The sequence below is a fragment of the Ruminococcus sp. OM06-36AC genome (genome assembly GCF_003438725.1).
Taxonomy (GTDB): domain Bacteria; phylum Bacillota; class Clostridia; order Oscillospirales; family Ruminococcaceae; genus Ruminococcus_C; species Ruminococcus_C callidus.
Window position 1 is genome coordinate 51,600 of the sequence record NZ_QSTT01000006.1, and the last position, 14,813, is coordinate 66,412.

Sequence of the window (14,813 nt, forward strand, 5' to 3'; positions counted from 1 at the left end):
GCGGACACCCTCGAGAAAGGTAAGGTTATACTATGTACGAAGATAAGACTTTGGTATGCAAGGACTGCGGCAATGAATTCGTTTTCACTGCTGGCGAACAGGAATTCTACGCAGAAAGAGGCTTCACCAACGAGCCGAAGCGTTGCAAGGCTTGCCGTGATGCAAAGCGTGGCGGTGCTCCCAGACAGGAACGCGAAATGTTCACTGCTGTCTGCGATTCCTGCGGCGGCGAAGCAAGAGTGCCGTTCCAGCCCCGTGAAGGCCGTCCGATCTACTGCAGTGCATGCTATGCAAAGATGAAGGAAGAAGCATAAGGCTTACGGACTGCATTGAGATAAGGCAATACCGCACAAAGAGCGTCTGGCGACTTTGCACGCCATCTGCTTGCAAATTTCTCGTCATATTTCACAAAAATGCTCGTGAATACATCAAGTATTCACTCCGCTTTTTGTTTCATCTGACGAAAAATTTGACGACGCATCTGTCGCACAATCTTTGTGCGGTATTGCCATAAGAAACGACTTTTTCTTTTTGTCTGTATAGTGCTTTCCGGAAAGGGAACGCTATGGATTGTCACGGCAGGGAACTCTTGAAAAAAGGTTTCCTTTCCGTGCAGGACTGCGGCACTTTGCCGTATGATATACAGACAGGAGGTGTAAGACTATGGTAACGATTACAAAAGAAACCATCATCGGTGATATTTTGGATATTGCACCGCAGACAGCTCCGCTGTTTATGGCAATCGGCATGCATTGTCTGGGCTGTCCGGCTTCTCGCGGAGAAACTGTAGAAGAAGCCTGCATGGTGCATGGTATCGATACGGACGAACTGCTGGAAGAACTGAACAAGCAGATCGCAGCCGGCGATGCACAGTAAATTGGTTTTATGAAATTGCTCCCCGTGTGACTCTGCCGCAGCAATGGTGGTTCTCCGGTGGGGCAATTTTTGTTTTTGGGGCAGTGTAACAGCTGAAGCTGATGGAGGGATTTGTGGAATCTTTTGCTTGCTGTAAAGGGATTACGAGATAACCCCTCAGTCAAGCCTGCGGCTTGCCAGCTCAGCACAAGGCACGCCCTGCGGGTGCCCTTTCAGGGGAGCCTGAAAAAAGCCTCCCTTGAAAAGGGAGGGGGACCAGCGAAGCTGGTGGAGGGATTCTTTTGTAAAATCTTTTGCATAATGTTTCAGGTTATACGGAAGAATCCCTCAGTCAGCCTGCGGCTGCCAGCTCCCTTTTCAAGGGAGCCTATACACCAAAAGGGAGCCTAGTAGAATAAGCCTCCCCTGAAAGAGGAGGGGTTTTCTGAAATCTCTTGCATAATGAAATGGAGGATACGAACCATGCTGACGAAACGGCTTGCCGCATGTGCGGCACAGGTGACACCGGCGGGAGTTGTCTGCGATGTAGGCACTGATCACGCCTATCTGCCGGCGGAACTGCTGCAAAGCGGACGCTGCACCCGTGCTGTCGCCACCGATATTCACGCTGGACCGCTGGAGGCGGCAAGACGGACACTCACAGAAGCCGGCGTGCTGGAACAGGCGGAACTGTTCCTCTGCGACGGCTTGGAACAGGTGCAGCCGGCAGGCATTACCGATGTGGTGATCGCCGGCATGGGCGGCGAAACCATTGTGCACATTCTGGAAAACTGTCCGTGGCGGCGGCAGGTGCACCTGATCCTTCAGCCCATGACCAAGATTCCCGACCTGCGGCTCTGGCTGGCACAGCAGGGGTTCGGCTGGTCGGAACAGGTGGTGCAGGAGGGCGAAAAATTCTACGTGATATTGAGTGCCCGTCACACGGGAACTGTCCGCATCCTGTCGCCGCTGGAACAGGAGATCGGCTGCGTGGACTGGCAGTCGGAATCCGTCCGCCGCTATGCCGGCTGGAAGCAGCAGCGTTTTCAGAAACTGGCACAGCAGCTGGAACAGGCAGGGCGTGCAGAAGCCGCAGACTGGGCGGCACTGGCACAGGCAATTCAGGAGAAACTATAAGGCAATACCACACAAAGAGCGTCTGGCGACTTTGTACGCCATCTGCTTGCAAATTTACCGTCATATTTCACAAAAATGCTCGTGAATACATCCAGTATTCACTCCGCTTTTTGTTTCATCTGACGAAAAATTTGACGACGCATCTGTCGCACAATCTTTGTGCGGTATTGCCATAAGAGTCTGTTCGGCATAGACAGAAAAGGAGAGATCACATGCTGACTGTAAAAGAAGTATATGAAGCCATTGACGCATTCGCACCGTTTGCCTCGCAGGAATCGTGGGACAACTCCGGCTTGCTGGTGGGCGGTATGGCACAGCCTGCCGACCGCATTCTCACCACGCTGGATATTTCCGAAGCCATTGTGGCACAGGCGGTGGCGGAACAGGTGCAGCTGGTGGTGGCACATCACCCTGTGATTTTTTCGCCGCTGAAAACGCTGCCGCCGGACAGTCCGGTTTACCAGCTGGCGGCTCACGGCATTGCAGCGATCTGTGTGCACACGCCGCTGGACATGGCACCGCTGGGTCTGAACACCTTTGCACACACCCTTTTGGAAAAGCCGCTGGCTCTCCAAGGCACACAGGAAGTGCTGGAGCCGTCGTGGACGGACGGCAGAGGCTTCGGGTGGATCGACACCAGTGCCCGCACATGGACACCGCAAACGCTGGCACAGACGCTGCAAACGGCATTCGGGGAAGTGCGGTATTCCGCCGCAGAGCGTTCCATTCGGAAAATTGCCTACTGCTCCGGCTCGGCTGCGTCCATGCTGGAACTGGCTGCGGCAAAGGGCTGTGATGCTCTGATCACCGGCGACATCAAGCATGACCGGTGGTATGCGGCAGAGTTTTCCGGCATCGCTCTGTTCGACTGCGGGCACTACGGTACGGAACGCTTTGCCGCCGGCATTCTGGCGGAACAGATCCGAAAGGCGTTGCCTGCGGCACAGGTGACAGAGAACGCCGGCAGAAATCCGGCTGAGTTTTGCAGGGGAGTGGAAAAAGCATGAGTGTTTGGAAGTGTCCGGTATGCGGTTCGTTTATGCAGCACCGCGGGAAATCGTGGAGCTGTGCACAGGGACATAACTTCGATATGGCGAAAAGCGGCTATGTGAATCTGCTGCCGGTGAACCGGAAGCACGCCAAGAATCCGGGGGACAACGCCGTGATGATGCGTGCCCGCAAGAATTTTCTGGACGCAGGGCATTATGCTCTGCTGTTACAGGCTCTGGAACAGGCGGCAGTGCGGTACGGCAGAGCCGGCGGCGTGCTGTTAGATGCGGGCTGCGGCGAGGGCTATTATACCGAGGGCGTTTCGAAAGCACTGGCACAGGCGGATCTGCAAATGGAAACCTACGGCGTGGATATTTCCAAGAGTGCGGCAGATGCGGCGGCGAAACGCTGCCCGAATGCCCATTTCGCGGTGGGGAGCGTGTATCACTTGCCGGTGGCAGACCGGTGCTGTGATATGCTGATGACGATTTTTGCTCCCTACTGCGGCGAGGAGTACCACCGTGTGCTCCATAAGGGCGGCACTATGCTGATGGTGATCCCGGGGCAGCAGCATCTGTGGGGGCTGAAAGAAGCGATCTACGATGTGCCCTATCCCAACGCGGTGCGGGACTATGCACTGGACGGCTTTGAACTGATACAGGCGGAGTATGTGGACAGCTGGCTGAAGCTGGACGATCCGGCAGATATTCAGAATCTGTTTCAGATGACACCGTATTACTATAAGACCGGACGGGAGGAACACGCCCGACTGGAACAGCTGGAAAGCCTGTCTACGCAGATCTCTTTCGAGATCTTGCAGTATCGGGCGGTGGAAACGGAGTAGGTGTGTAAAAGATTTTAGGCAATACCCCTCCGCTTCTTGCTGTTATGAACGAATATTGTTTGTCTGGTTTTACATGGGGCGATGTGGGCATCGCCCTCTACTCTCTCATAGGTTTTCACCAACAAAACTCCCCCGGCGGGGCGAACAGGCGGCTGCTGCCGCCGTAACACTACCCGTTTCACATTTGAAATTGGGGCGTAAGGTCAGCGGCGACTCGCCGCCCGCCGTAACACTACCCGTTTTACACTTGAAATCGGGGCGTAAGGTCAGCGGCGACTCGCCGCCCGCCGTAACACTACCCGTTTTACACTTGAAATCGGGGCGTAAGGTCAGCGGCGACTCGCCGCCCGCCGTAACACTACCCGTTTCACACTTGAAATCGGGGCGTAAGGTCAGCGGCGACTCGCCGCCCGCCGTAACACTACCCGTTTCATACTTGAAATTGGGGCGTAAGGTCAGCGGTGACTCGCCGCCCGCCGTAAGAAAGGACGAATCAAACATGGCATTAGATGGTGCATATTTACACGTGGTGCGGCAGGAACTGCTGCCGTTGCTGGATTCCCGTATTGAAAAAATCCACCAGCCGACACGGGAAGAACTGCTTGTCGCTTTCCGCGGGCGTACCGGCGGGGCAAAGGTGCTGTTTTCCTGTGCGGCAGACCGTGCAAGAGTGCACCTCACACAGGTGACTGTGGAAAACCCCAAGGCTCCGCCTATGTTCTGCATGCTCCTGCGGAAACGGCTGGGAAACGGCAAGTTGCTGGCAATTCGGCAGGACGGACTGGAACGGGTGCTGTACTTCGACTTCTCCTGCGTCAACGAACTGGGGGATATTGTGCAGCTGACTCTCGCGATCGAGATCATGGGGCGATATTCCAACCTAATCCTCATTGACGAAACCGGAAAGGTCATCGACAGCATGAAACGTGTCGATGCCACCATGTCCAGCAAACGGCTGGTGCTGCCGGGGCTGCCCTATGAGATGCCGCCGCGGGACGAACGGCTGAACTTTTTACAGGCGGCACCGGAACAGATGCTGGCGGTGCTGTCCACCAAAACGGGAGAACTTTCCAAGGCTCTGCTGCAAACTTTTGAGGGCGTTTCGCCGGTTCTGGTGCGGGAATGGGCATACTATACCGGAAAGGGGCAGCCCTGTCGGGCGGAATCCCTCACCGATGACCAGAAAGACCGGCTCTGTTACACCATTGGCAGAACGCGGGAGATTCTGGAACAGGGCGAGGCCGTCTATACCATTGTCAGCACACGCGAGGGACAGCCGAAGGATTTCTCGTTCCTGCCGCTGCACCAGTATGGCACGTTGATGGTGACAAAAGTCATGCCCTCTGCCTGTGCTCTGCTGGACGAATTCTTCGCCAGCCGCGACCATATGGCACGGCTGAAACAGCGGGCAAACGACCTGTTCCACCTGCTGCTCCACGCAACAGAGCGAATCCAGCGGCGAATCGTTTCCCAGTCTGAAGAACTGGAAGCCTGCGGGGAAAAGGACGCAGACCGCCGGAAAGCGGATCTGATCTCCGCCAACCTCTACCGGCTGCACAAGGGCGATACAGAGGCGGTTCTGGAGGACTTCTACGAGCCGGACTGCCCGACGGTGCACATTGCACTGGATGCTCGCCTGACACCGCCCCAGAACGCCCAGAAGTACTATCAAGCGTACAAAAAAGCCTGCACGGCGGAGAAGATTCTCACGGAGCAGATTGCCAAGGGCAGGGAAGAACTGACGTATCTGGACAGCGTGCTGGACGCTCTGAGCCGTGCGGAAACGGAAAACGATCTGGAACAACTGCGGGCGGAACTGGCAGAGCAGGGTTATCTCCGGCTGCTGCGGCGAAAGGGCAAGCCGCCGAAATCTCTGCCGCCGATGGAGTTTACCGCTTCGGACGGCACACGGATTCTGGTGGGGCGGAACAATCGCCAGAACGACCAGCTGACCTTGAAAACGGCAAACAAGAACGACATCTGGCTGCACACCCAGAATATCCCCGGTTCACACGTGATTCTGGAAACCGGCGGAAAAGAGCCGTCCCAGAAGGTACTGGAAGAGGCGGCACAGCTGGCGGCATATCACAGCAAGGCACGGGATTCGGCACAGGTGCCGGTGGATTACTGTGCCGTGCGGTACGTGAAAAAGCCTGCCGGAGCCAAGCCGGGCATGGTGATCTTCACCAATCAGCACACATTGTATGTGAAGCCGGAGCAGAGATAGCGGAATAGCCGGACAGGGAATTTGCGGGCAGACTGCGGCTAGCTTTGTTTTTGGGAATGCGTAGTGGGCGATGTCCACATCGCTCCGCGGGAACTTCTGGGGCTGCTGTGTCGAAACCGTCCGGCGGAATTCGCTCGTTGCTCTCGCTGTCTGCCTGTGGCTTGCCAACGCCGGTGGTTGCCCTTGTCTGTATCGGTAATGTTGATATTCAGGTGTTTTCCTGTGCAGACGGTGAACCTTATTTTTTACGGCGTTTGCAAGCTTGCATATAGCCTCCCCTGAAAGGGCACCCGTAGGGCGTGCCTTGTGCTGAGGGGAACCGCCGTTAGGCGGTGGAGGGGTTCTCCGTGAAGCGTATCTTCTAGTGCAGTCAAGCCGAAACCGTCCGGCGGAATTCGCTCGTACCTCGCTGTCCGCCTAGGGCTTGCCAACGCCGGTGGTTGACCTTGCCTGTATCGGTAATGTTGGTTTTTTGAGGTATTGCTTGTGCAGGCGGGTGACTTTATCTTTGCGGCGTTTGCAAGCTTAAACTTCGTATGCTACAGCAATCAACCGGTTTCACAAAGAGTTACGCTTCTTTTTTTCTTTACTGAAAAGAAAAAAAGAAGCAAAAAAAGAAAAGAGTTCGCATTTCACTTGTACTGTAAGATTCAAGTATCACACGAAGATTACACAAGAGATTCTCATCAACAAAACTCCCCCCGGCGGGGCGAACAGGCGGCAGCCGCCGCCGTAACACTACCCCTTTCACACTTGAAATTGGGGCGTAAGGTCAGCGGCGACTCGCCGCACGCCGTAACACTACCCTTTTTACACTTGAAATTGGGGCGTAAGGTCAGCGGCGACCCGCCGCTTCTTTACTGAAAAGAAAAAAAGAAGCAAAAAAAGAAAAGAGTTCGCGTTTCACCTGTACTGTAAGATTCAAGTATCACGCGAAGATTACACAAGAGATTCTCATCAACAAAACTCCCCCGGCGGGGCATACAGGCGGCTTGTCCGCCGTAACACTACCCGTTTCACATTTGAAATTGGGGCGTAAGGTCAGCGGCGACTCGCCGCAAAAGGAGGTATTTCTCATGGCACCTATTCGTTTAACGGAATCCTTCTACCACCGCGACTGTCTGGAGGTCGCTCCCGATCTGGTGGGGAAGCTTCTGATGCGGCGGCTGCCGGACGGCACGATTTTACAGGAACGCATTGCCGAAACCGAAGCCTACCGCGGGCAGGAAGATCTGGCGTGTCATGCCTCCAAAGGGCGAACACCCCGCACGGAACTGCTCTATCGGGAAAGCGGTGTGATCTACGTCTACCTCTGCTACGGCATGCACTGGCTGATGAATGTCATCACCGGCGAACGGGAACAGCCACAGGGCGTACTGCTTCGTGCCGGAGCCGTCCACAACGGCCCTGCCAAGCTGACCAAGTATCTACAGGTGGACAAACAGTTCAACGGGGACAGCTTTCTCACCTGTCCGGAACTGTGGATCGCAGATGACGGCTTTCGTCCGGCTCTGCGTACCGATGTGCGTGTAGGCATTGATTATGCCGGAGAATACTGGAAAAACATGCCATGGCGTTGGATCGCCGATGAAAAATAAACCGCCCCGGTCGTAAACTGATCGGGGCGGTATTGCCTTAAAACAAAAAGCGGCAGTACCGGCACAAAACCGATACTGCCGCTTCTATTTTACAAGCTTACGCTTTCGTGTTCGGGGAAATTAGTCCTCGTAGTCAGCGTCGTTGTTCTCCTCCAGCAGTGCACGCATGGAGATAGAGATCCGCTTGTTTTCGATGTCAATGTCAATGATCTTTACCCGTACAACGTCACCAACGGAAACGATGTCCTTGACATTTTCCACACGCTTGTCAGCCAGCTGAGAAATGTGGATCAGACCGTCTACGCCGTCAATGATCTGTGCAAATGCACCGAACGGAGTGATGGAAACGATAGTTGCATCGATCTCGTCGCCAACCTTGTAGTTTGCCTTGAACTTCTCCCACGGATTGTCTTCCTGCTTCTTGTAGCCCAGAGAGATGCGGTTGTTTTCCTTGTCCAGATCCTTGATGTATACTTCGATGTAGTCGCCAACCTTGACAACTTCGCTCGGGTGCTTGATCCGCTTCCAGGACAGCTCGGAGATATGAACCATACCGTCGATGCCGCCCAGATCTACGAATGCACCGTAGCTGGTCAGGGACTTGACTTCGCCCTTGTAGGTCTTGCCGACCTCGGCAGTTTCCCAGAAAGCTTCCTTTGCAGCGTCCTTTTCAGCCTTCAGAACAGCCTTGATGGAGCCGACAGCCCGTCTGCGGTGTTCGTTGACTTCCAGAATGACGAAACGCTGGGTGGTCTTTACCAGAGAATCCATCTCTGCACCTCTCGGCAGACCGCTCTGCGATGCCGGAATGAATACGCGAACGCCGGCATAGTTGATGATAACGCCGCCCTTGACAGATGCACTGACAGTGCCTTCCAGAACAGCTTCCTCATCCTTGGCCTTGATGATCTCCTCAAAGCCCTTCATCTCGTCGACCTTCTTCTTGGACAGGGTAACGATACCTTCCTGATCGTTGATCTTGGTAACGATCAGATCCAGAACATCGCCGACAGCGACAACGTCAGACGGCTTCTTGGATGCGTCGTCTGTCAGTTCGCTGCGAGGAACATAACCGGTGTGCTTGGTGCCGACATCGACGATCGCTTCAGAATCGTTGACAGAGCAAACGGTACCCTTTACCTTCTCTCCCGTATGTATTTTTTTGAAGGACTGATCCAGAGCTTCTGCGAAGTTGATATCCTCCTCCACGGCGTTGTTATCCATGATTTCAGTCATAGTTTGTTGAACCTCCTTAATGATATGTGCCGGTGTGGACGCGCCGGCGGTAATGCCGATTTTCTCGGCGTTACCAAGGTCTAAAGTGTAAAGCTCATCCGAATTCTCAATATGATAAGACCTACAGTTTCTGTTGCAGACATGATACAGCTTCACGGTGTTGGAACTGTGTCTGCCGCCCACAATGATCATTAAATCTGACTTGCGAGAGAGTTTGTCTGCGTCGGACTGCCGCACCTGTGTGGCGTGGCAGATTGTATCGTAAACCATAATATTCGGGTTGTCCTTGGGAAGAGCTTCTAAACACTTTTCCCATACTAATATATTATACGTTGTTTGTGCAACAATTGCAAGTCTTTTGCGAGAATTCACTAAATTTTTTTGAAAAAAATTGTTTAACGCTTCTTCACTTTCAAAAACAAAGCAATTGCCTTTACAATGCCCCACAATTGCGGCAACTTCCGGATGATTGGCATCTCCGGCGATCAAAATAAAATCGCCGGCTCGGGTGTGTTCTTCCACGATCCGGTGGATCTTCGCCACAAAGGGGCAGGTGGCATCGACATAGGGATTTCCAGCCTGTTCCAGCTGGTCATAGACCGCAGCACTGACGCCGTGGGAACGGATCACCACGCATTCGTCCGGCTGGAGATCTGCGATGCTGTCCACAATGCGTGCTCCGCGGCGGGTGAGATCGTCCACCACGTTCTGATTGTGGATAATGGGCCCCAGCGTTGCCACATGGGGGTGCTGTTCCAGAGCCTGATAGCAAAGCTTGACGGCACGGTCTACGCCGAAGCAGAAGCCGGCGGATTCCGCCACAGTGATTTCAGCCATACGCGATCATTCCTCCGTAGTGTCGGCAGCTTGTTCTGCCTGTTTTTTTTGTTCCAGAGCCGCCCGTTTTTTGTCCTGAGCGATCTCAATCGAAGTGCGGTGTTTCGGCACATCGTGAAGGATCGGGAACGGCGGGTTCTCCTCCACCATAGATTTGATGCTGTCCATGATGTCTTTTCGCATGGCATGCATTTCGTGGGGGGTGGAGTCGGCGTTCAGTCCATAATCTGCGGCGTACAGGGGCTTGCCCACGCGGACACAGATGCGGCTGCGGAAGTGCAGGTTGTTGGAATCAAAGACCAGCCCGATGGGTACTACCGGCTTGCCGCTGCGGGCAGCCAGTACGCAGACACCGCTTTTTCCTCTGCCGACCTTGCCGTCGGTGTGGCGGGTGCCTTCCGGAAAAATGGTCAGATGCCGCCGTTTTTCCAGCCGTTTGGTGGCTTCGGAGAGCATGTCATAATCGGGGTGCTTGGCATCTGCGGTGGGAAAGGCTCCCATGAGCCGGATAAAACCGCCGAAAACGGGGTTCCGGAACAGGGGCTCCTTGGCGATAAAGTTGAACGGGTGCGGGGCAGCCATTGCTACCAGCACCGGATCCAGATAGCTGCGGTGGTTGGAGGCGAAGATGACGGCAGTGCCCTTCGGGACATTTTCCCGCCCCTCGAAAGAAATGCGGTAGTAAAAGAAAAATGCGATCCGCACCAGATAATAGGCGATGCGGTAAAAGAAAAAGACAATGGGATACGGCAAAAAATGACCTCCTTTTTCAACAGCAACAAAGGGTAGGACGTGTGCATAAAATAGTTTCCTTGAGTGAGAAATTTATATAAGCTTGAAACAACATGCAAAAGATTTCATATGAGAAACCCCTCCACCAGCTTCGCTGGTCCCCCTCCCCTTTCAGGGGAGGCTAATTTTGAGGAAACCAATGTTTGCTTACAAATTATTCTGCTGGAAATAAAAATTATTCCACGTCCAGACGCTGTTCGATCAGATCCATGATCTCCTCGCAGACTTCGTGAAAGCCCATGGTGGTGCTGTCGATCAGTACGGCATCATCTGCCTGTCGCAGGGGCGAAACGGCACGGTGCATGTCGTTGTAATCCCGCTGCTTGATGTCCTCCAGAATCTGGTCATAGGTAGGCTTGTCGGGCTTGTCCTCCATTTCCAGATACCGGCGGCTGGCACGTTCTTCTGCGGAAGCGGTGAGATAGATCTTCAGGTCTGCGTCCGGCAGAACGACTGTGCCGATGTCCCGTCCGTCCATGATGACGTTGTATTCCCGTGCGATGTCCTTCTGGGTTTCCAGCAGGAACTCCCGCACTTCCGGCAGGGCAGAAACCTCGGAAGCTTTCATGGAAACCTCCGGTGTGCGAATGCTTTCGGTCACATTTTCGCCGTTGAGGAAGATGCACTGGGTGCCGCCGAAGTATTTCAGTTCCAGATGACAGTCGTCCTCCAGATGCTTCAGAAAGTCCTTTTTCGTCGGGTACTCGGTGGAGAACAGGGCGATCGCACGATACAGTGCACCGGTGTCCACGTAGACAAATCCCAGCTGTGATGCCACTTCTCTGGCAATACTGCTTTTGCCGGCTCCCGCAGGCCCGTCAATGGCGATGTTGATCTTTTTCATAAAAATGACAAACTCCTTTATGTATCATAGAAATTATCATGCCTGTTCTGCCATTGCCAGACCGGCACTATAGGCAGTTGCAAAGGCAATTTGTAAGTTGAAACCGCCGGTGTATCCGTCCAGATCGAGAATCTCTCCGGCGAAATACAGCCCCTCACAGCACCTGGAAGTCATGGTGCGGGCATCGACTTCTTTGACAGAAACGCCGCCGCGGGTGACAATGGCTTCTTCAATGGGACGGAATGCCCGCACATGCAGGGGAACCGCCTTGATGCAGCTGCCCAGATGCAGCCGCTGTGCCTTGGTGAGGGCGTTGGCTTTGGTGTCCGGCGAGATCCCCGCCAGCCGCAGCACCGGCAAGATCAGCTTTGCCGGCAGCAGGGCGTGGAGAATGTTGCCGAGGTCGCGGTTGGGACTGTCGGCAAGATCCCGCTGGATCCGTTTGTCCAGCTGTTCCGGAGTCAGACCGGATTTCAGGTCGATCTCCAGCCGGTAGTCCTGTGGGCTGCCCTTTCGCATCAGGGCACTGGCACTGAGTACCAGCGGACCGGACACGCCGAAGTGGGTGAACAGCATTTCGCCCAGTTCCTCAAAGATGCACTTGTTTCCCCGATACAGCCGCAGGATCACGTTCCGCAGGGAAAGCCCCATGGCTTCCTGACACCACGTTTCCTGTGTGACCAGCGGGATCAGAGAGGGCATTGGCGGCACAATGGTGTGACCGGCTGTTTCTGCCAGACGATAGCCTGAGCCGTCAGAACCGGTCTTGGGGTAGGACATGCCGCCGGTGGCGAGCAGTGTCGTCCCTGCCCGATATTCTCTGCCGTCTGCGGTGCGGACACCGGTACATCTGCCGTTTTCCAGCAGCAGTTCTGCTGCGTCGCCGTGCACTACGGGGATCCCCGCCAGCCGCACTGCCTTTTGCAGAGCCTGTACGATGTCCTCCGCACGGTCGCTGACGGGAAATACCCGATTGCCCCGTTCGGTTTTCAGCGGAACGCCCAGCTTTTCGAAATAAGCCATGACGTCCTGCGGGGTGCAGCGGGAAAATGCACTGTACAGGAATTTCCCGTTGGCGGGGATATTTGCCATCAGGGTGTCGCGGTCACAGTTGTTGGTGAGATTGCAGCGACCTTTGCCGGTGATGCGAAGCTTGCGTCCCAGCTGTTTGTTGTGTTCCAGAATGATACAGCGTTTGCCGTGTTCGGCGGCGGTCAGTGCCGCAAAGACACCTGCCGGTCCGCCGCCGATGCATAAATGGTCTGTTTCCATATTACCTCACTTTGTTTGATGCATTTCATGTAAGCAGATACAGCTGCTGCTGCACGCTTATGGATAGTATAGCACATCGTGCTGAAAAATGCAAGGGAAACGATGCATAAACGTGCAAATCAATTTTTTGGCAATACCGCACAAAGATTGTGCGGCAGATGCGTCGTCAAATTTTTCGTCAGATGAAACAAAAAGCGGAGTGAATACTTGATGTATTCACGAGCATTTTTGTAAAATATGACGGAAAATTTGCAAGCAGATGGCGTACAAAGTCGCTAGACGCTCTTTGTGCGGTGTTGCCCAAGGGAAACGATGCATAAACATGCAAATCAATTTTTTGTCTTGATAGCTTCACCGGAAAGATAGGGTGAGGGGTGAAGCTGGTGGAGGGATTTTGATGAAACTTTTTCTTGAACTATAGATTTTACGGCAAAATCCCTCAGTCAGCCTGCGGCTGCCAGCTCCCTTTTCAAGGGAGCCTGAAATAAGCCTCCCTTGAAAAGGGAGGGGGACCAGCGAAGCTGGTGGAGGGATTCTTCTGTGGAATCTTTTGCTTAATGAAAAAGACTTACGAGATAACTCCTCAGTCAGCCTGCGGCTGCCAGCTCAGCACAAGGCACGCCCTACGGGTGCCCTTTCAGGGGAGCCTAAGTAAAGCCTTCCCTGAAAGGGGTGACTCCCCGCGGGGTGGGGAGATTTTTTTGCTTCATGGTTTTCTTTTCGTCAAAAACTCTTTCTCCACACCGACGGAGCCAGCAGTACCAGAATGGGGAAGATCTCCAGCCGTCCCAGCAGCATGTCCGCGGACAGCACCGCCTTGGAAAAGTCCGACAGGAACGAGAAATTCTCCATGGGGCCTACGCTGTTGATGCCCGGGCCGATGTTGTTGGTGCAGGTGATGACGGCAGAAATTGCCGTGCCGAAGTCCATGTCGTCCAGCGACAGCAGCAGGAACGAAGCCAGCAGCACACCCAGATACAGAATGAGGTAACTCCACACATGGTGGAGTGCCTCCGGACGGAGAATTTTGTTGTCGGATTTGACTTGGTTCACGGAGTTGGGGTGTACCATTTTCCGCATGGCAGCAGAGCCGCTTTTCCAGAGGATCACACACCGCTGCACCTTGAATCCGCCGCCGGTAGAGCCGCCGCAGGCACCGATAAGCATCAGCAGGATCAGCAGCATCTGGGAGAACAGCGGCCACTGGTTATAGTCTGCCGTGGCGAAGCCGGTGGAGGTGATAATGGAAGCCACCTGAAAAACGGCATAGCGGAAGCACTTTCCCACGCTGTGGTAAACGGGGCGGATATTCAGCATAATGAGTGCGGTCGAAATGGCAACAATGCTGAAATATACCCGCAGTTCCGTGTTCTTCCGCACTTCCCGAAACCGCCGTATCAGCATGTAGTAGTACAGGGTAAAGTTCACCCCGAACAGAAGCATGGTCACTGTCACCACGCCATCCAGATAAGGAGAGTTGTAATAGGACAATCCGTCGTTCTTGATGCCGAAGCCGCCGGTGCCTGCAATGCCCATGCCGTGGCATACGCTGTCAAACAGGGGCATGCCGCCGGTGAACAGCAGCACAATGGTGATAAATGTCAGGGCTCCGTAGATGAGGTACAGGTATAGGGCGGAGTTTTTGCCCTTGGGCACCAGCTTGCCTACCTGCGGACCGGGGCATTCTGCCTGCATCAGATACAGGGCATTCCCCGAGGAGGGGAGAATGGCGATGGCAAGCACCAGTACGCCCATGCCGCCGACCCAGTGGGTGAAGCTTCGCCAGAACAGGATCCCCCGCGGCAGAGCCTCTATATCAGTCAGAATGGAAGAACCGGTGGTGGTGAAGCCGGATACGCTTTCGAAAAGAGCGTCTATGTAGTGGGGAATGCTGCCGCTGCAATAAAAGGGCAGTGCTCCCACTGCGGAAAAAATGATCCACATCAGGGCAGCAATGACCATGCCCTCCCGTGCAAACATGTACTTGTGCCTGGGACGGTAGAACACCCCCGGCAGCGATGCCAGAGCCATGCCGCCGCCTACGCCCAGAAAGATCAGCATGAAGAAATATTCCCGATAGTACAGGCTCACCAGAGCCGGCACCAGAAACAGTGCTGAGGAGAGCAGCAGTGCCTTGGACAGATAGTGGAATACAATGCCTTTATTCATACTCGTTCACCG

At 54.4% G+C, this 14,813-nt stretch carries 13 protein-coding genes; 8 read left to right on the forward strand and 5 right to left on the reverse strand.

All coding sequences use genetic code 11. From position 1 onward, the window contains the following. The first annotated feature begins 32 nt into the window (after positions 1 to 32). The 8 genes from DXB92_RS06625 to DXB92_RS06665 all read left to right on the forward strand — a co-directional run bounded on the left by DXB92_RS06625 (position 33) and on the right by DXB92_RS06665 (position 7,651). Entirely contained in the window at positions 33 to 314 is a 282-nt protein-coding gene (locus DXB92_RS06625; RefSeq protein WP_021682560.1) for a zinc-ribbon domain containing protein, read from the forward strand. Between the two features lie 349 nt (positions 315 to 663). Beyond that, positions 664 to 876 (forward strand): DUF1858 domain-containing protein, encoded by a 213-nt coding sequence (locus DXB92_RS06630; RefSeq protein WP_021682559.1) that lies wholly within the window; start codon positions 664 to 666, stop codon positions 874 to 876. Between the two features lie 462 nt (positions 877 to 1,338). Continuing rightward, positions 1,339 to 1,992 (forward strand): class I SAM-dependent methyltransferase, encoded by a 654-nt coding sequence (locus DXB92_RS06640; RefSeq protein ID WP_181976941.1) that lies wholly within the window; start codon positions 1,339 to 1,341, stop codon positions 1,990 to 1,992. 212 nt (positions 1,993 to 2,204) lie between these two features. Continuing rightward, positions 2,205 to 2,999, forward strand: coding sequence for a Nif3-like dinuclear metal center hexameric protein (locus DXB92_RS06645; protein WP_117733266.1), 795 nt, complete (start codon positions 2,205 to 2,207; stop codon positions 2,997 to 2,999). Further along, entirely contained in the window at positions 2,996 to 3,826 is an 831-nt protein-coding gene (locus DXB92_RS06650; RefSeq protein WP_117733267.1) for a putative RNA methyltransferase, read from the forward strand. The genes DXB92_RS06645 and DXB92_RS06650 overlap by 4 nt, the downstream gene beginning before the upstream one ends. A 499-nt stretch (positions 3,827 to 4,325) precedes the next feature. Then, entirely contained in the window at positions 4,326 to 6,053 is a 1,728-nt protein-coding gene (locus DXB92_RS06655) for an NFACT RNA binding domain-containing protein (protein ID WP_117733268.1), read from the forward strand. A gap of 486 nt (positions 6,054 to 6,539) precedes the next feature. Continuing rightward, positions 6,540 to 6,917 carry a hypothetical protein gene (locus DXB92_RS06660; RefSeq protein ID WP_117733269.1) on the forward strand — a complete coding sequence of 126 codons (378 nt, stop codon included), beginning with the start codon at positions 6,540 to 6,542 and terminating at the stop codon, positions 6,915 to 6,917. Positions 6,918 to 7,129: 212 nt separating this feature from the next. Beyond that, positions 7,130 to 7,651, forward strand: coding sequence for a DNA-3-methyladenine glycosylase (locus DXB92_RS06665; RefSeq protein WP_117733270.1), 522 nt, complete (start codon positions 7,130 to 7,132; stop codon positions 7,649 to 7,651). A gap of 120 nt (positions 7,652 to 7,771) precedes the next feature. On the opposite strand, the gene DXB92_RS06670 is transcribed toward DXB92_RS06665, so the two are convergent. The 5 genes from DXB92_RS06670 to DXB92_RS06690 all read right to left on the reverse strand — a co-directional run bounded on the left by DXB92_RS06670 (position 7,772) and on the right by DXB92_RS06690 (position 14,801). Then, a complete protein-coding gene (locus DXB92_RS06670) occupies positions 7,772 to 9,724 on the reverse strand; it encodes a bifunctional 4-hydroxy-3-methylbut-2-enyl diphosphate reductase/30S ribosomal protein S1 (RefSeq protein WP_117733271.1) in 1,953 nt (650 codons plus the stop codon). Between the two features lie 6 nt (positions 9,725 to 9,730). Continuing rightward, positions 9,731 to 10,477 carry a lysophospholipid acyltransferase family protein gene (locus DXB92_RS06675; protein ID WP_181976943.1) on the reverse strand — a complete coding sequence of 249 codons (747 nt, stop codon included), beginning with the start codon at positions 10,475 to 10,477 and terminating at the stop codon, positions 9,731 to 9,733. 214 nt (positions 10,478 to 10,691) lie between these two features. After that, positions 10,692 to 11,360 (reverse strand): (d)CMP kinase, encoded by a 669-nt coding sequence (gene cmk / locus DXB92_RS06680; protein WP_117733273.1) that lies wholly within the window; start codon positions 11,358 to 11,360, stop codon positions 10,692 to 10,694. Positions 11,361 to 11,396: 36 nt separating this feature from the next. Further along, complete coding sequence (locus tag DXB92_RS06685) at positions 11,397 to 12,632, reverse strand: NAD(P)/FAD-dependent oxidoreductase (protein ID WP_117733274.1); 1,236 nt, start codon at positions 12,630 to 12,632, stop codon at positions 11,397 to 11,399. A gap of 723 nt (positions 12,633 to 13,355) precedes the next feature. Beyond that, positions 13,356 to 14,801, reverse strand: a complete 1,446-nt coding sequence (locus tag DXB92_RS06690; RefSeq protein ID WP_117733275.1) for a TrkH family potassium uptake protein — start codon at positions 14,799 to 14,801, stop codon at positions 13,356 to 13,358. Positions 14,802 to 14,813 lie beyond the last annotated feature (12 nt).